The organism is Halomarina pelagica, from assembly GCF_024228315.1.
Lineage (GTDB): Archaea > Halobacteriota > Halobacteria > Halobacteriales > Haloarculaceae > Halomarina > Halomarina pelagica.
This window is the reverse complement of the sequence record NZ_CP100455.1, coordinates 109,362-124,456: the sequence shown is the minus strand read 5'-3', so window position 1 is coordinate 124,456 and position 15,095 is coordinate 109,362. Positions and strand designations below refer to the sequence as shown.

Below are 15,095 nucleotides of genomic sequence, written 5' to 3'. Positions count from 1 at the left end.
GTCAGGTCAGTCCTCGACGGGGACGTGACCCCGTCGCCGCGCCGTCGGGTAGCTCTCGACGAGGGAGCGGGCGACCAGCGCCGTGGCGGCGAACGCGAGCAGGCTCCCAGAGACGAAGGCCACCTCGTAACCGAACAGCGTCGCCAGACCGCCGACGACGACCGGCCCGACGACGCCGCCGAGGCCGCGGGCCGTCGAGTGCAACCCCATCAGTTCGGACCCGCGCTCTTCGGGTGAGACGTCGCCGATGAACGCGTAGGTGCCCGTCGTCTCCGAGGAGTAGGCCGCCGCGAGCACGAGAAACGAGGCGGCGACGACGACGGCGCGAACCGGCACCGACGCGGGCACGACGGCGGCGGTGACGATCAGCGCGTGGACGCCCGCGCCCGCCATCCCGTAGACGATCAGCGGCTTCCGCCCGGAGGCGTCGGCGACGTGGCCGAACAGGTACATGAAGAGCATCTGCGCGGCCGGGTTGATCGCCAGGAGCGTGCCCATCACGAACTCCGTGACGCCGATCTCGCCGACGAGGTAGATGGGGAGGAGGCTCGACGTCCCGAGGACGGTCATGTTCCGCAGGAGGACGGCCACGTAGAGCCACTTCAGTCCGTTGTTGGCGAGGTGGTCGCGGTCCGCCCTCGCCGGGAGGAGCCGCGTCCGCACCTCGGCGGTCAGTTCGGCGAGCGTCGGCGACCCCGCGTTCGGCGGCGTCGGATCGCGCACGAAGACCACGGCGACGGCGACGCTCGCGCTGACGGCGGCGACGACGAGGTAGAGCGTCCACGGTGCCACCAGTCCGAGGAGGACGCCGGCGAAGAACTGCGCCAGCGTGAAGCCGACGGCCTGCGTGCTGTTGAAGAAGCCGAGCGACTGGCCGCGCGCCTCCGCGCCGCCGCGATCGCTCACGATCGCGAGCATCACAGGCAGGAACCCGGCGGCGAAGACCGCGAACAGGCCGCGGAACGCGAGCAGTTCCCGGACGCCGTCGACGACGACGAGCGGCAGGACGGCGAGCGTCGAGAGGAGCGCCGTCCCCACGAGCACCGCGCGACGGCGGCCGGTCACGTCGGCGACGGCCCCCGCGACGGGCGAGAAGACCATCAGCCCGAACCAGTAGACGGTGAACACGAGGCTCACCGCGAGGGGCGTGCCGACCTGGCCGATGTAGACGGCCATCGCCGTCCCCATCAGGACGGCTCTGCCCTTGTTCGCCGCCGCGGCGACGCCGATGGCGAACCGCTGGATTCGTTCCCGTCGGTTCTCGTTCGCGGTCACGTCTCTCGTCTCACCCGATAGGGTGAGAGTCCGCGACGTGGCTACTAAAGACAACCGATCGGGGCACTCTACGAACCCCGCTCCGGGCGGCGGCGACTTGCGGCAATCCGGTTGTCGATAGATACACATTTGTCCCAGGCCGCCGGTGGCTCCCTCGTGAACTGGCGGTATCAGCACACGCTACTCGCGGCCGCGTTTCTCGCCTGTTTCAGCAACAACGCGTCCAGGCTCGTCATCAGCCCCGTCCTCCCGAACGTCATCGACGCGTTCGACCTCTCGAAGAGCGTCGTCGGCCTCGCGCTCACGGGTATGTGGGCCATCTACGCACTGTTGCAGTTCCCGAGCGGCGTCATCGCCGACCGCGTCGGCGACTACCGGGTCATCCTCGTCTCGCTCGTGCTGACGGGCCTCGGGAGTCTCTTCCTCGCGTTGTCGCCGTCGTTCTTCCTGTTCGGCGTCGCCGTACTCGCGCTCGGTGCGGGGGCCGGCCTCTACTTCGTGGTCGGAACGTCGATGCTCGTCAAGTCCTTCAGACGGCACGGTCAGGTCCTCGGCGTCCACTCGGCCGCCGGGCCGGCGGCGGGACTCGTCGCGCCCGCGGTCGCCGCCGCCGTCAGCGTCCGGTACGGGTGGCGTCCCGCGCTGCTCCTCGGGGCCGTCCTCTCGTTTCTCGGTGCCGCCGTCTTCCTTCGGCACGTCGAACCCGTCGACGGCACCGGGACGACGCGGGACGCGCCCGACGTCCTCGCCACGACCGTCGCCCTCCTGAAGCGACCGTCGGTCCTCTACATGACGTTCATCGGCGTCACCACCGCCTACACGTGGCAGTCGTTCACCACCTTCTTCCCGACGTTCCTCGTCGAGTACCGGGGGCTCACGCTCACGAACGCCAGCCTCGTCTTCGGCGTCGTCTTCCTGCTGTCGGCGGTGACACAGCCGGTCTACGGCCGACTCTCCGACCGGTTCGCCCGCGAGACGGTGCTCGCCCTCGTACTGTCGACGGCCGTCGTCGGCTTCGGCGTCGTCGTGGTCGCCGACCCGTCGCTCGTCGCCCTCGTCGGCGTCGGGCTGCTGGGGTTCGGCTTCGGCTGGGGTGGCGTCTTCCAGTCCCGGTTCATGGACCTCTTCTCGGACGCCCAGCGCGGCACGGCCTATGGCCTCGTGCGGACGATCTACATGTTCGTCGGGTCGCTCGGGAGCGCCGTCACCGGGATACTCGCCGACACGGCGGGCTGGGCGGCGGCCTACGGCGTCGTCGGCGCGGTCCTCGGCCTCGCGGTGGTCTGTATCGCCGCGAACCGCGCCCTCGACCTCGGTCTCTGATACTGTCTGCCGTACCGTCGTGACGCGACTCGCTACCCCCGGTGGCGAGATCCGCGACGGTACGGCAGACAGTATAAGCTACTTGAGGCGGGCGCACGTCCGTCCGGACATGGTCGACGGAAAGCCCGAGTGGTGGCGACGCAACGACCGCCTCCGCGCCGAGATGGAACTGCCGCCGTACGAACCGTCGCGGTTCCGCGACGGGACGTACGCCCACGAAGTCGTCGACCCGCTCGAAGCGACCCACGACTGCACCCTCCGGTTCGTCGGCTTCGGGGGCTACCCCGCGGACTGGGAGGTCCGCGCCGACGGCGAGACGCTCTTCACGATCGGCCGCCACCGCGACGACAACGGCAACACGGTCTACGAGGTCGACGCCGCGGAATTCCGCCGACGCGTGACGGCGGCGCTGGCGTGAGTCGTGCCTCCGGCGTCGGCAAAACTATTTGCCGCGCCACGAGGTACCATACCGACCATGTCAACGCAAACCGGGCGAAGTCCGCTCGCCGAGAACACGGTCGTCGACGTCGACGTCCACCTCCGCATCCCGCTGGAGGAACTCGCCGACTACTGCGACGAACCCTACCGGAGCACGATCAAGCGTCCGACGTACACGGCCGTCCACCGGAGCGGGTGGGATCGATACATGGGCGGCAACATCCAGAAGGAGTCGCTTCCGGACGCGGAGACGGTCTACCGGAAGGTCTGTGAGGGGTTCGACGTCGACTACCCGATCATCAACGCCTTCCCCGTCCTCGCGTCGGTCCCCGAGGACGACCGGGCGGTCAACATGATGCGGGCGTACAACGACTACCTCCTCGACAACTACCTCGACGAGTACGACAACTTCCGCGGGCTGCTGTCGGTGGCGACCCAGGACCCCGAGGCCGCAGCCGACGAGATCGACCGGATGTCGTCCGAGAAACGGATAGAGGGGGTCTACGTCCTCAACAGCGGCGCGCACCTCCCGCTCGGTCACCCGGACTTCGACGTGATGTACCGGGCCGCCGAGGACCACGGACTCCACGTCGCCTACCACGCGTCGGCCGGCGCGCCGTTCGCCCGCGACTTCCCGATCCAGGACAGCGCCATCAACCGGTTCATGGCGACGCACGTCCTCGCACACCCGTGGGCGCACATGCTGACCGTGACGAGCCTCCTCGTCAACGGGACGCCCGAGAAGTTCCCCGATCTCAACTTCAGCTTCCTCGAAGCGGGCCTGTCGTGGGTGCCGTACATGATGTTCCGGCTGAACAAGGAGTACGGGATGCGCCGCCGCGAAGCGCCGCTCCTCGAGCGGAGCCCCGAGGAGTACATCCGCGACCAGTTCTACTTCGCCAGCCAGCCGATCGGCGAGCCGAACGACCCCCGCCACCTCGAGCGGATACTCGACGTCGTCGGCACCGAGAACCTGATGCTCGCGACCGACTACCCCCACTGGGACTTCGATCACCCCGACGCGCTCGACAGGCACCTCCGGCAGTTCTACCCCGAGGAGACGCGCGCGGCCGTCCTCGCGGACAACGCCGTCGAAGCGTTCGACCTCTCCATCTGACCATGGGGGAGCACGTCGTCGTCAGCGCGTCGGAACTGTCGGAGGGCGACCGCGTCGTCGTCGAACTCGAGGGCCGGGAAGTCGCCGTCTTCAGGCTCGACGGCGACCTCCACGCCTACCTGAACTGGTGTGCCCACCAGGGCGGTCCCGTCTGCGAGGGGGCGCTCACCGGCACCTACGAGTCGTCGTACGACCGCGAGGGCAACGAGGTGTCGCTGTCGTGGTGCCGCGAGGGGGAGGTGCTGATGTGTCCGTGGCACGGCTGGGAGTACGACGCCCTCACGGGGGAGTGTTTCTCGAGGCGGTCGGTCGCGTTGCCGTCGTATCCGGTCGAGGAGGTCGGGGGGGACGTTGTGGTCACGCTCTGAGTACACCGCGCGGTTCGTCGTCCCCTCGCCGTCGGCGGACGCTACGGCGCGCCGAGGTACCCCCGACGGTCGGTCTCGGCGCGGTACAGACAGCCGTCGTAGCCGGTGAGGTAGAGCGTCCGCAGGTCGTCGCCGCCGAAACAGCAGTTCGTCGGGCGGGGGTCGGGGACGGGATGCGTCTCGAGCACCCGCCCCGAGGGCGTGAAGACGTAGAGCATCGGGCCGGGGCCGCCCTCCTCGTAGCCCGCCGTGGCGACGACGTTCCCCTCCTCGTCGAGGCACATCCCGTCGACGCCGCGGTGGGGGTAGAAGTCGTGCAACACCTCGTACGGGCCGAGATCGTCCCCCTCGATGGGGTACGCCCGGAGTTCGCGGGGGTTGCCCTCGCCGTACCGGCTCTGGGCGACGTACAGCGTCCCGTCGTCCGGGGAGACGAGCAGGCCGTTCGGGTTCGTCGTGTCGTACGTCGTCCGGGCGAGCGCCCAGTCGTCGGTCGGGTCGGCCCGGTAGACCGAGCGGTGGTCGAGGTCGAGGTCGTCGCCGTGGTCCACCCACGACGTGTCGTAGAAGGGGTCCGTGAACCAGAGCCGACCCGCGGCGTCGAACGCCAGGTCGTTGGTGCTGTTGAGTCGGCCGCCCTCGTACTCGTCTGCGACGACGGTGACGCCGCCGTCGGCCTCGTAGCGGACGACGCGACGACCGCCCATCTCGCAGGCGTAGAGGCCGCCGTCGGGGCCGAATTTCAGCCCGTTAGCGTTGTTCGTGCCGGTGCGATACGCCCCGCAGTCGCCCGTGGTCGCGTCGTACCGCATCACGCGGCTCGACGGCATGTCGGTGAACAGCACACCCTCACCGTCCCAGACCGGCCCCTCGGTCGTCCCGAAGGGCCCCGCGACCCGCTCGAATCGCCAGCTCATGCGGTCGTCGTCGCGGCCGCCGCTAATAAGTCGTCCCCCGCGAACGCCCGGGGCGCTCGCGGTACCGTCGTCGGGGACGAACCGACCGCACGAGGGCGACGACCCGTTCGAGGGACGCCGCCGCTCAGTCCCGCCGGTCGTCGAGGGCGCGCCCGAGCGCCGCCAGCCCCTCGTCGCGGCGGCGGGTCACCTCGCTCGCGGGGGCGTCGTACTCGAAGAATCCCGCGCCGTCCTCGATGCCGCCGCGACCCCGCTCGAGGTACTCGTCGAACAGGTCGCTCGGCTCGTCGGCGTTCGAGAGGTGCGGAAAGAGGTTGCCCGCGACGGTCCGATAGAGGTCGAGGCCGCCGACGTCTATCGTCTCGAACGGACCGATGACGGCGGTCCGACGGGCGTAGCCGTCGCGGACCGCCGCGTTGATGTCCTCGACGGAGGCGACGCCCTCCTCGGCGAGGTGCATGCACTCGCGGACGACGGCGTTCTGGACGCGGTTCCAGACGAACCCCGGCACGTCGCGCTCGACGACGACCGGGGTCCGGTCGACGTCCTCGAGGAACGCCGCCGTCCGGTCCATCGTCTCGTCGCTCGTCGCCTCGCCGCGGACCACCTCGACGGGCGTCAGGAGGTACGGCGGGTACCACCAGTGACAGCCGACGATCCGGTCGGCGGCCGCGTTGCCCGCGGCGATGTCGGTGACGGGGATGCCCGAGGTGTTGCTTGCGAGCACCGCGTCGGACGGCGCGGCGGCGGCCACCGACTCGAACACCTCCCGCTTGACGTCGAGGTCCTCCGGGACCGTCTCCAGGACGAACTCGGCGTCGCTCACGCCCGCGTCCCGGTCGAGCGTGAAGGAGACGCGGTCGAGCACCTCGTCCGGCGACGCCGGGGCGAGCCCCTCCTCGTCGTGGAACTCGACGACCTCGCGGATGCGTTCCTCGGCCTCGTCCAGGTTCGACCGCCGGTGGTCGACGAGCGTCACCTCCCGGCCGTGTAGCGCGAAGTGTACCGCGAACCCGTGTCCCATGTCGCCCGCGCCGATGACGGTTACCGTTCGCATCATGACGGTGTGTCGTGCTCGGCCACCCGTACTAAACGTTCCCCCGGGTGACGGCTCGCGGGAGGACTGCCGCTTCGAAAACCGTTAGTAACCGTCGCCGCCTCCGCCCGAGACGGATGCGTCCTCCCTCCCTCGACCGGCGGTGGCTTCTCGTGGCCGAACTGTTCGCCCTCTCGGCGCTGGCGAACGCCTACCTCATCGTCCCCGCGAGCGTCCTGCCGGTCGTGATGTCGAGGCTCGACGTCGGCGCGGCGGCGGCGAGCTGGGTCGTCAGCGTCGTCTTCGGCATCCAGATACTCGCGACGGTGCCCGTCGGCCTCGGTCTCGACCGCTACGACACGCGCCGGTTCGTCGCCGCGGCGACGCTCGCGCTCGTCGTCGCGGGGGTCTGGGGTGCGGCGAGCGCCGCGGCGGGCGCGTACTACCCGCTCGTCGCCTCGCGCGTCCTCGGCGGCCTGGCGAGCCTGGTCGTCTGGAACGCCGGGGTGTCGGTGCTGGCGCGCGCCTTCGACGACCGCCGTCGGGCGACGGCCGTCGGCGTCTTCACCGCGGGCGCGCCGACGGGGTTCGCGCTGGCGCAGTTCCTCGGCCCGCGGATCGCCGGCGCGTTCGGCTGGACGACGACGATCGGCGTCTTCGGCGTCCTCGCGGTCGTCCCGTTCGCGGCGTTCTGGCGGTCCTCGCGGGGGGTCGCCGTCGCCGGCGGATCGGCCACGTCCGGCCCCCGACTGGCCGACGCGAGCGAGGTGTTCGGCAACCGCGCGTTCTGGGCCGTCTCCGTCATGGGCGTCTCGACGTTCTCGCTGTACTCCTTCCTGAACAGCTGGCTGCCGACCTACCTGACGGACCACCTCGGGGCGACGCTCGCGACGAGCGGGCTCGCCGTCTCGCTGTTCCCCGCGATGGGGGTCGTCGCCCGCTCCGGCGGCGGAGTCCTCTCGGACCGCGTCTTCGGTAGCCGCCGTCGGCCCGTGACCGTGCTGTCGTTTCTGATCCCCGTCCCCGTCGTGGTCGCGCTGACCCGGACCTCCACCGTCGCCGTCGTCTTCGTCCTCGTCGTCCTCTCGGGGTTCTTCGTCCAGCTCGCGATCGGCCTGCTGTACACCTACGTTCGGGAACTCGCTCGACCCTCCGTGGCGACGACGGCGGTGGCGGCGCTCACCGGCGCGTCCTCGCTCGGCTCGTTCGCCGCGCCCATCACCGCGGGCGTCCTCATCGAGCGGACGGGCTCGTACCGTCCGGCGTTCCTGCTCGCGGCCCTCGTCGGTCTCGTCGGCCTCGGGATGGCCGCCGTCACGCCGGAACCCGCCGCGGCACGGTCGCCGACGGCCGACTAGGGCGAAAACGAGTCGGGGACCGCCGCCGCCGCGCCGGCCTCGCGGGCGGTGTCCGCGAGGAGGTCGAGCGTCTCCCGGTGGAAGGGGATACCCTCTGCGAGTCGCTCCAGTCGCGTCGCGTGTTCGGCCTCGCCGGGGAGCATCGCCCGGTCGCCCTTCGCCGTCGGCCCCATCGACACCGCGTCGGGGTAGTCGGCGCTCCGCAGCAGCTCGTCCAGCGCCTCGACGCGGGTGCGGTTGGCCGCCCGCGAGGAGTAGACGTCGGGGTCGACGAAGACGAACATCGCGCCGTTGTTGACGCGGCGGTCGGTCGGCTGTCCCGACACCCGCCCGTCGCCGACGACGCCGGCGAACAGCTCCACCATCATCGAGAGGCCGAACCCCTTGTACCCGGCGAGCACGCCGCCGAGCGGGAGCATCACCCCCCGACCGTCCTCGTACTCCCGCGGGTCGGTCACCGCCTCGCCCGCCGCGTCGATGATCCACCCGTCGGGGATGGGACGGTTCTCCACGGCCCGCTTCGTCACCTTCCCGTGGGCGACCTGGCTGGTGGCGATGTCGAGGACGACGGGGTGCTCGAGCGCGCCGAACGAGGGGACGCCGAAGGCGAGGGGGTTCGTCGCGAAGAGGCGGTCGGCGCTGCCCGGCGGCGTGACGAGCGGCGCGCCGCCGCCGGTGTTGACGAACGAGGCGAAACAGAACCCCGCGTCCGCCGCCCGCTCGGCCCACTCGCCGACGCGACCCAGGTGGGTCGCGTCGCGAACGCCGACGACGGCGACGCCGCTCCCCGAGGCGAGGTCGACGCCGACCTCGACCGCGCGTCGTCCCACCACCTGCCCGTACTGGAGGTTACCGTCGACCCGCGCCGCCGTCGGCGAGAGCCGCGCCACATCCGGCGTCGCCCCCGGGTCGATGTCGCCCGTCTCGATCATCTCGGCGTAGCTCGTTCCCATCCGGATGGAGCCGTGCGAGCCGTGGCCGGCGAGGTCCGCCTCGACGAGCGACGCCGCCACCTCGGCGGCCACGTCCTCGTCGGCACCGAGACCCGCCACGATCGCCCGCACGAACGCCTCCAGTTCCGCCGCGTCGATCCGCCTCATGGGTTACCCTCTCACGGGGCGGGTAGTTAAACCCTCAGTCGACGGGGGGCGTGGCCGACGCCGCGCGCTCGAACGCGTACGCGGCGTCGAGAACCAGCTTGTCGCCGTTCGTCGGCCCCACGAACTGGAGGCCGACCGGGAGGCCCTCCGCCTCCCCGCAGGGGACGCTCGCCGCGGGGTGACCCGTCAGGTTCGCCGGGTGGGTGTTCCAGTTGACCGGCGGCGTGACCCCGCGCTCGAACTCGCCGAGGCCGAGCGCCGTCGTCGGCGTCGACGGCGAGACGAGGAGGTCGACCTCCTCGAACGTCCGATCGAACGACGCCGTCAGGTCGGCCCGGAGGTTCTGCGCCCGGACGTAGTGGGTCCCGCCGTGTGAATCGAGGAGCGTCCCGCCCAGCGCGAGCATCTCCGTGGCGTGGTCGCCGAACTCCCGGCTCGTCGCGTCGCGCACGCGTCGGGCCGACGCCGCGAGCGACGGGTCGACCCGACCGCGCCGCCAGAGGCCGACGCCCGCGGTCGCGTACGTCGCCGCGAACTCGACGGGCGCGATGCCCCACCACGCCTCGCGGGAGCGTTCCAGTCCCGGGATCTCCACCTCGCGGACCGTCGCTCCGCGGTCGGCCAGCCGGTCGACGGCGTCGCGGACCGTCGCCTCGACGCCCTCGGCGACGTACGTCTCGAAGAAGCGCTCGCAGACGCCGAGCGTGAGGTCGCCGACGTCGACGCCGAGGTCCGCCGCGTAGTCTATCGTGGGCTCCCCCGGCGGGGCGTCGGCCAGCGCCGTCAGCCCGCGGGCCGCCGTCTCGACGTCGCGGGCGAGCGGCCCGACGTGGTCCATCGAGTACGCCATCGCCACGAAGCCGCGGCGCGGGACGAGGTCGTAGGTCGGCTTGTGACCGACGATGCCGCAGTAGCTCGCGGGGATGCGCACGCTCCCGCCCGTGTCCGAACCGAGCGCGAGGTCGACGTCTCCGGCGGCGACCGCGGCGGCGCTCCCGCTGGAGGAGCCGCCGGTCACGCGGTCGGCGTCGACCGGGTTCGTCGTCGGGCCGAAGGCGCTCGTCTCCGAGGTGGGGCCGAACGCGAGTTCGTCCATGTTCGTCGCGCCGACGATCCGACCGCCGGCGTCGAGGAGGCGCTCGACGACCTCCGCGTGGGCGTCGGCGACGACGCCCTCGAACGCCCGCGACCCGCAGGTCAGTTCGACGCCGCGGACGGCCACGTTGTTCTTGACGGCGACGTCGAGGCCGTCGAGGACGCCGGTCCCCCCGGGGCGGACGAGGTCGAACCGCCACAGCCACGCGTTGTGGGGATCGGTGCCCTCGTCCGGGCGGTAGGGGGTCGTCTCGAAGACGTCGCGGGCGGTGCGTCGGCGACCGACCGGGGCGACCTCGAGGTCGTCGTAGATCCCCGACAGCGCCGCGATCCGGTCGACCGCCGCCGCGCGCTCCCCGTCGCCGAGGTCGAGACCGATCCGCTCCGCCGCGGCCGCCACGTCCCGCTCCGTCGTATCGCCGAGCCGACTCATGTGGCGTACCTCGGCACTGGGGCAGTTAACTCCTCACCCTCACTCGGTCGCGTCCGGGATGACCTTCCCCGGGTTCATGATGCCGTTGGGGTCGACGATCTCCTTGATGTCGCGCATCAGCTCCAGGGCCGCGCCGTGTTCTCGTTCCATGAACTTCCGCTTCCCGATGCCGACGCCGTGTTCGCCCGTCGCCGTCCCGCCCATTTCGATGGCTCGCGTCACGATGCGGTCGTTCAGTTCGAACGCCCGCGACACCTCGTCTTCGTCGTCACGGTCGACGATCGGCGTGTAGTGGAGGTTACCGTCGCCCGCGTGGCCGACGGCCGGACAGAGCAGGTCGAGGTCGGCGCTCGCCTCGGCGACGGCCTCGACGACGTCAGGGTACCGCGAGATGGGGACCACGACGTCGCCGACGAGGACCGGCTCGAGGCCCTCGCGGTGGGTGCGGATGGCCGTGTACGCCTCGCGGCGCGCGCGCCAGACCTCGTCCATCTCGTCCCCGGCGGCGGCGTTCCACCCCGTCGCGCCGTTGTCCTCGCAGATGTCGCGGACGAACGCGACGTCCTCGTCGATCCCCCGGTTGTTGGCGTGGAGTTCGACGATCAGCGTCGGTGCGACCTCCAGCCCCAGGTCGGGGTCGTACTCGTCGAGTATCCCGACGGTCGGCGCGCTGAGGTACTCGATGGCACCCGGGCGGACGCCGAAGCGGATGACCTCGGAGACGGCGCTGCTCGCGTCGCGCTCGGTCGAGAACGTCACGAGCGCCGCCCGACGGTGTTCGGGGATACCCTCGACGGCGAGCGTCGCCTCGGTGACGACGCCGAGCGTCCCCTCGCTGCCGACGAAGAGGTCCTTGAGGCTGTAGCCCGCGGAGGTCTTCACGACGTCGCGGCCGCACTCGACGATTCGACCGTCGGGGAGGACGACCTCGAGTCGGCGGACGTGGTCGCGCGTCTCGCCGTAGCGGACGGCGTTGAACCCGCTCGCGTTGTTGGCGATCATGCCGCCGATCGTGGCGACGTCGCCGCTCGAGATGCCCGGCGGGAAGCGCAGGCCCTCGCGGGCCAGCGTCTCGTTCAGGTCGTCGTAGACGACGCCGGGGCCGACGACGACCTGGAGGTCCTCGGCGCGGACCGACACCTCGTCCATCCCGTAGACGTCGAGCACGACGCCGCCCTCGACGGGGATGGGGTTGCCTTCGAGGCTCGACCCGCCCGACCACGGGGTGACGGGGACGCCGCGCTCGTTCGCCGCCGCGAGGACGCGGGACACCTCCGCGGCGTCGGCGGGCCAGACCACCGCGTCCGGCGTTCGCGGGTCGTGCGGCCCGGCGTCGACGGCGTACTGCTCGCGGCGGCTCTCCTCGAAGCTCACCCGACCCTCGTCGACGACGTCGGCCAGGAAGCGACAGTCGTAGCCGGTCTCGGTTTCGCTCATGCCGTGAGATACGAGCACGCCCGGTTAAGCGTTGTCACGGATCGACGGCGGCCGCGCGGCTACCAGCGCGGTTTGTTCGGCAGCCAGTCCGAGCGGCCGACGTCGGCCATCGCGTCGGCGTACTCGGCCGCCATCGACGACACCGACGAGTACGCCAGCGGATCGCCCTCCTCGTACCGCTCGTGGAGGCGCTGGAGTTCCCCCTCGTCGAGTTCGACGCCGAGACCGGGACCCTCCGGTTCGATGCACCCGTCCTCGAACGAGAGCGGGTCGGTCACCACGTCGTCCGCCATCCACGGGTAGTGCGAGTCGCAGGCGTAGCGGAGGGCGGGCATCGCGGCGGCGACGTGCGCCATCGCGGCCATGCTCACCCCGAGGTGGGAGTTCGAGTGCATCCCGATCCCGAGGTCGAACGTCCCCGCGACATCGTCGAGGCGGACGTTGCCGCGCATTCCGCCCCAGTAGTGGTGGTCGCTCAGGACGACGTCGACGGCGTCCAGTTCGACCGCGGGCGCGATGTGGTCGAACTCGGTGACGAACATGTTGGTCGCCACCGGGTAGTCGACGCGGCGCTTGAGCCGGGCGTGGGCGTTCATCGACGGCACGGGGTCCTCGAGGAACTGGAGGTTCAGGTCTAGCTCTCTGAGGCGCGTCGCCAGGCGCACCGCCGTCTCGACGCTCCACGTCCCGTTCGGATCGATGCGGAGGGGCGTGTCGCGACCGAACTCCTCGGCGAGCAGTTCGAGCGTCCGCACCTCCTCGTCGGGGGGGAGGACGCCGCCCTTCACCTTCAGCGTCTCGAACCCCCCGAGGTCGACGAACTGGCGGGCCTCCTCGACCATCGCCTCCGCCGAGAGCACCTCCCCCGGCGCGACGGCGGCGGCGTCCGGATCCGAGTCCGCGTACTTGTAGAAGAGGTAGCCCGAGAACGCCACCTCGTCGCGGACGCGACCGCCGAGGACGTTGTACGCGGGTTCGTCGTGGGCCCTGCCGAGCAGGTCGACGAGAGCGGTGTCGATCGCGCCGTAGACCATCGGGTCCTGCAGGCGGAGTTCGAGCGGGCGGACCTCGTAGGGGTCGCGCCCCTCCACCAGATCGACGGCCCCCTCGAGGGCGTCGACGACCCGCTCGTCGCCGTACGTCTCGCCGACGCCGACCTCGCCGTCCCTCGTCGTCACGCGGACGATCGTCCGCGCGGCGAGTTCGCTGTGCGCCCCCCACGAGTTCCGGAGCGGCGGTTCCCGGTGGGCGACCGGGATCACCTCCATCTCGGCTATCTCCATGGTCGGCCTCGCCGGCGAGCGTCGGGATAAAGATACCGGTGTGCTATCCCTTCACGGAGGACTCGTGGACGCCCCGGGCGCGCATGGTCTCGACGGCGGCGGCGATTCGCCTCCGGTCCGCGCCCGACGACTCGACGATGGGGTTTCGCGGACGACCGGGGTTCCGACCGAGGATCTCGATGGCCGCCTTCACGCCGCCGGGGTAGTTGCCCTCGCGGTCCCACACCGCGGCCCTAGCCAGCGGGAGCGTGGCCTCGTGGATGGTTCGCGCCCGGTCGACGTCGCCGACCTGGACGGCCTCCCAGAGGTCGACGCTCACCCGGGGGTAGATGGAGGTGACGCCGCCGATGGTCCCCTCCGCGCCGAGGACGTACGAGGGAAAGAGCAGGTCGTCGAGGGCCGTCAGGACCGTCAGGTCGTCGCCGACGGTGGTGAGCATGTTCGCCAGGCCGTGCATGTCGCCGCCGCTCTGCTTGATGCCGTACAGTTCGGGTACTTCCTCGGCGATTCGGGCGGCCAGTTCGGCCGTCACGTCGACTTTCTCGATGACGTCGTAGATGAGGATGGGCAGCCCGGCGGCGTCCCCCACGGCCGCGAAGTAGTCGACGAGACCGTCGTCGGTGGGCCGCTCGTAGTGCGGCGGCGTCGCCATGACGGCGTCCGCGCCGACGTCCCGGGCGCGTTCGGCCTTCGCGGTCGCCTCGCGGGCGCTCGTCGCGATGACGCCCGCGACGACGGGGACCTCGCCGTCCGCCTCCTCGGTCGCTATGCTGTACACCGCTTCGTGTTCGTCGACCGAGAGGGCGTTGCCCTCGCCGGTGCTGCCGGCGACGGAGACGCCGTTGACGCCCGCGTCGAGGTGGTACCGTATCTCCTCGCGCAGGGCGTCGGCGTCGACCGCGCCCGTCTCGTCGAACGGCGTTACGATCGGTGGAACGACTCCGCGTATCTCGGTCATGGTGATCGCTCGGACGGATCCGGAACGCTCCCACGTCCGACCCGACACGTGTTAAGTGTATGCCTGACACTGTCTGACGCATCGTCGTGACGCGCTCGCCGTCGGGTGAGCGACCCAAAGGGCTTTGCCGTCGGTTCGTGAGTGGGACGGGCATGAACGGTGAGAACGAGGTTCGGAGTCGACTGGAGTCCGGCGAGATCGTCCTCGGCGCGCGCGCCGAGACCGCGTCGCCGGTCCTCGTCGAGGTGTACGGACAGTTAGGGTACGACTTCGTCTGGCTCGATCTCGAGCACGCGGGGCCGAGCCCCTACGACGGCACCGCCTTCGACGCGCTCGTCAGGGCGGCCGAGATCGCCGACGTCGAACTCCTGGTTCGCGTCCCGCACGCGGAGTCGCCGCTCGTCCACAAGGTGCTCGATACGGGCGTCACGACGCTCCTGGTCCCGCAGGTGGAGTCGGCCGACCAGGTCGAGCGTGCCGTCCGGGCGGCCCGGTTCGAGTTCGACGGCGAGCCCGGAAACCGCGGGTGGGGCGGCGGCCGTCCGACGAAGTGGGGCGCGGACGCGGAGGGCTTCACCGAACGGCAGGACGGACAGGTGCTCGTCGGCGCGATGATAGAGCGTCGCTCGGCCGTCGAGAGCGTCGAGGAGATCCTCTCGGTGGCGCACCTGGGCTTCGTCTTCATCGGCGCGAACGACCTCTCCATCTCGATGGGCCACCCCCGGGAGACCGACCACCCCGAGGTCGCGGCGGCCATCGAGCGCGTGGAATCGGCCTGCCTCGACGCGGGCGTGCCGTTCGGCGCGCCGAGACACGACACCGAGGCGGCGGCGGCGGCCATCGACGACGGGTACACCGTCCTCCGCGTCGGCGACGAGGTCGGCGCGGTCAGGGAGGTGCTGGGCGACCGGATCGACGCGCTGCGGTGAGCGGCCCCGCGCGCAGGGCTGGCCGGGC

14 protein-coding genes are annotated in these 15,095 nt (G+C 71.1%); 6 read left to right on the top strand and 8 right to left on the bottom strand.

Annotated features, from left to right (window positions below; genetic code table 11):
* Window positions 1–6: 6 nt before the first annotated feature.
* Complete coding sequence (locus NKI68_RS19100; RefSeq protein ID WP_254546892.1) at window positions 7–1,275, bottom strand: MFS transporter; 1,269 nt, start codon at window positions 1,273–1,275, stop codon at window positions 7–9.
* Between the two features lie 156 nt (window positions 1,276–1,431).
* On the opposite strand from NKI68_RS19100, the gene NKI68_RS19095 reads away from it, so the two are divergent.
* From NKI68_RS19095 to NKI68_RS19080, 4 genes are all read left to right on the top strand, one after another.
* Entirely contained in the window at window positions 1,432–2,598 is a 1,167-nt protein-coding gene (locus NKI68_RS19095; protein ID WP_254546891.1) for an MFS transporter, read from the top strand.
* Between the two features lie 109 nt (window positions 2,599–2,707).
* Window positions 2,708–3,016: a hypothetical protein gene (locus tag NKI68_RS19090; protein ID WP_254546890.1), complete on the top strand. Its 309-nt coding sequence runs from the start codon at window positions 2,708–2,710 to the stop codon at window positions 3,014–3,016.
* A 57-nt stretch (window positions 3,017–3,073) separates the two neighbouring features.
* On the top strand, window positions 3,074–4,153 hold the full coding sequence (locus tag NKI68_RS19085; protein WP_254546889.1) for an amidohydrolase family protein: 1,080 nt from the start codon (window positions 3,074–3,076) through the stop codon (window positions 4,151–4,153).
* Window positions 4,154–4,155: 2 nt separating this feature from the next.
* The gene (locus NKI68_RS19080; RefSeq protein WP_254546888.1) at window positions 4,156–4,521 is read left to right on the top strand and encodes a Rieske (2Fe-2S) protein; all 366 of its coding nucleotides are present in this window, start codon (window positions 4,156–4,158) and stop codon (window positions 4,519–4,521) included.
* Window positions 4,522–4,562: 41 nt separating this feature from the next.
* Here the strand turns inward: NKI68_RS19080 and NKI68_RS19075 are convergent, their stop codons facing one another.
* Both NKI68_RS19075 and NKI68_RS19070 read right to left on the bottom strand, forming a co-directional pair.
* Window positions 4,563–5,438, bottom strand: a complete 876-nt coding sequence (locus NKI68_RS19075; RefSeq protein ID WP_254546887.1) for an SMP-30/gluconolactonase/LRE family protein — start codon at window positions 5,436–5,438, stop codon at window positions 4,563–4,565.
* Between the two features lie 124 nt (window positions 5,439–5,562).
* Window positions 5,563–6,498: a 3-hydroxyacyl-CoA dehydrogenase family protein gene (locus tag NKI68_RS19070; RefSeq protein WP_254546886.1), complete on the bottom strand. Its 936-nt coding sequence runs from the start codon at window positions 6,496–6,498 to the stop codon at window positions 5,563–5,565.
* A 113-nt stretch (window positions 6,499–6,611) separates the two neighbouring features.
* Here NKI68_RS19070 and NKI68_RS19065 point away from each other — a divergent pair, with 113 nt between their 5' ends.
* Complete coding sequence (locus NKI68_RS19065; protein ID WP_254546885.1) at window positions 6,612–7,832, top strand: MFS transporter; 1,221 nt, start codon at window positions 6,612–6,614, stop codon at window positions 7,830–7,832.
* Here NKI68_RS19065 and NKI68_RS19060 read toward each other — a convergent pair.
* Genes NKI68_RS19060 through NKI68_RS19040 form a run of 5 tightly spaced genes read right to left on the bottom strand, consistent with a single transcriptional unit; the run spans window position 7,829 to window position 14,138 of the window.
* Window positions 7,829–8,932, bottom strand: a complete 1,104-nt coding sequence (locus tag NKI68_RS19060; protein ID WP_254546884.1) for an Ldh family oxidoreductase — start codon at window positions 8,930–8,932, stop codon at window positions 7,829–7,831. The genes NKI68_RS19065 and NKI68_RS19060 overlap by 4 nt on opposite strands.
* Window positions 8,933–8,966: 34 nt before the next feature.
* A complete protein-coding gene (locus NKI68_RS19055; RefSeq protein WP_254546883.1) occupies window positions 8,967–10,460 on the bottom strand; it encodes an amidase in 1,494 nt (497 codons plus the stop codon).
* A 39-nt stretch (window positions 10,461–10,499) separates the two neighbouring features.
* Window positions 10,500–11,897 carry an FAD-binding oxidoreductase gene (locus tag NKI68_RS19050; RefSeq protein ID WP_254546882.1) on the bottom strand — a complete coding sequence of 466 codons (1,398 nt, stop codon included), beginning with the start codon at window positions 11,895–11,897 and terminating at the stop codon, window positions 10,500–10,502.
* 59 nt (window positions 11,898–11,956) lie between these two features.
* Window positions 11,957–13,180 carry an enolase C-terminal domain-like protein gene (locus NKI68_RS19045; protein ID WP_254546881.1) on the bottom strand — a complete coding sequence of 408 codons (1,224 nt, stop codon included), beginning with the start codon at window positions 13,178–13,180 and terminating at the stop codon, window positions 11,957–11,959.
* Window positions 13,181–13,223: 43 nt separating this feature from the next.
* Window positions 13,224–14,138, bottom strand: coding sequence for a dihydrodipicolinate synthase family protein (locus tag NKI68_RS19040; RefSeq protein ID WP_254546880.1), 915 nt, complete (start codon window positions 14,136–14,138; stop codon window positions 13,224–13,226).
* Window positions 14,139–14,290: 152 nt separating this feature from the next.
* On the opposite strand from NKI68_RS19040, the gene NKI68_RS19035 reads away from it, so the two are divergent.
* Window positions 14,291–15,067 (top strand): HpcH/HpaI aldolase family protein, encoded by a 777-nt coding sequence (locus tag NKI68_RS19035; RefSeq protein WP_254546879.1) that lies wholly within the window; start codon window positions 14,291–14,293, stop codon window positions 15,065–15,067.
* The last annotated feature ends 28 nt before the right edge of the window (window positions 15,068–15,095 follow it).

What these genes read in the sequence shown, in the direction of transcription:
- NKI68_RS19090 (WP_254546890.1), top strand. Translation starts at nt 2,708, where the DNA reads ATGGTCGACGGAAAGCCCGAGTGGTGGCGACGCAACGACCGCCTCCGC.
- NKI68_RS19085 (WP_254546889.1), top strand. Translation starts at nt 3,074, where the DNA reads ATGTCAACGCAAACCGGGCGAAGTCCGCTCGCCGAGAACACGGTCGTC.
- NKI68_RS19080 (WP_254546888.1), top strand. Translation starts at nt 4,156, where the DNA reads ATGGGGGAGCACGTCGTCGTCAGCGCGTCGGAACTGTCGGAGGGCGAC.
- NKI68_RS19075 (WP_254546887.1), bottom strand. Translation starts at nt 5,438, where the DNA reads ATGAGCTGGCGATTCGAGCGGGTCGCGGGGCCCTTCGGGACGACCGAG.
- NKI68_RS19070 (WP_254546886.1), bottom strand. Translation starts at nt 6,498, where the DNA reads ATGATGCGAACGGTAACCGTCATCGGCGCGGGCGACATGGGACACGGG.
- NKI68_RS19065 (WP_254546885.1), top strand. Translation starts at nt 6,612, where the DNA reads ATGCGTCCTCCCTCCCTCGACCGGCGGTGGCTTCTCGTGGCCGAACTG.
- NKI68_RS19060 (WP_254546884.1), bottom strand. Translation starts at nt 8,932, where the DNA reads ATGAGGCGGATCGACGCGGCGGAACTGGAGGCGTTCGTGCGGGCGATC.
- NKI68_RS19055 (WP_254546883.1), bottom strand. Translation starts at nt 10,460, where the DNA reads ATGAGTCGGCTCGGCGATACGACGGAGCGGGACGTGGCGGCCGCGGCG.
- NKI68_RS19050 (WP_254546882.1), bottom strand. Translation starts at nt 11,897, where the DNA reads ATGAGCGAAACCGAGACCGGCTACGACTGTCGCTTCCTGGCCGACGTC.
- NKI68_RS19045 (WP_254546881.1), bottom strand. Translation starts at nt 13,180, where the DNA reads ATGGAGATAGCCGAGATGGAGGTGATCCCGGTCGCCCACCGGGAACCG.
- NKI68_RS19040 (WP_254546880.1), bottom strand. Translation starts at nt 14,138, where the DNA reads ATGACCGAGATACGCGGAGTCGTTCCACCGATCGTAACGCCGTTCGAC.
- NKI68_RS19035 (WP_254546879.1), top strand. Translation starts at nt 14,291, where the DNA reads ATGAACGGTGAGAACGAGGTTCGGAGTCGACTGGAGTCCGGCGAGATC.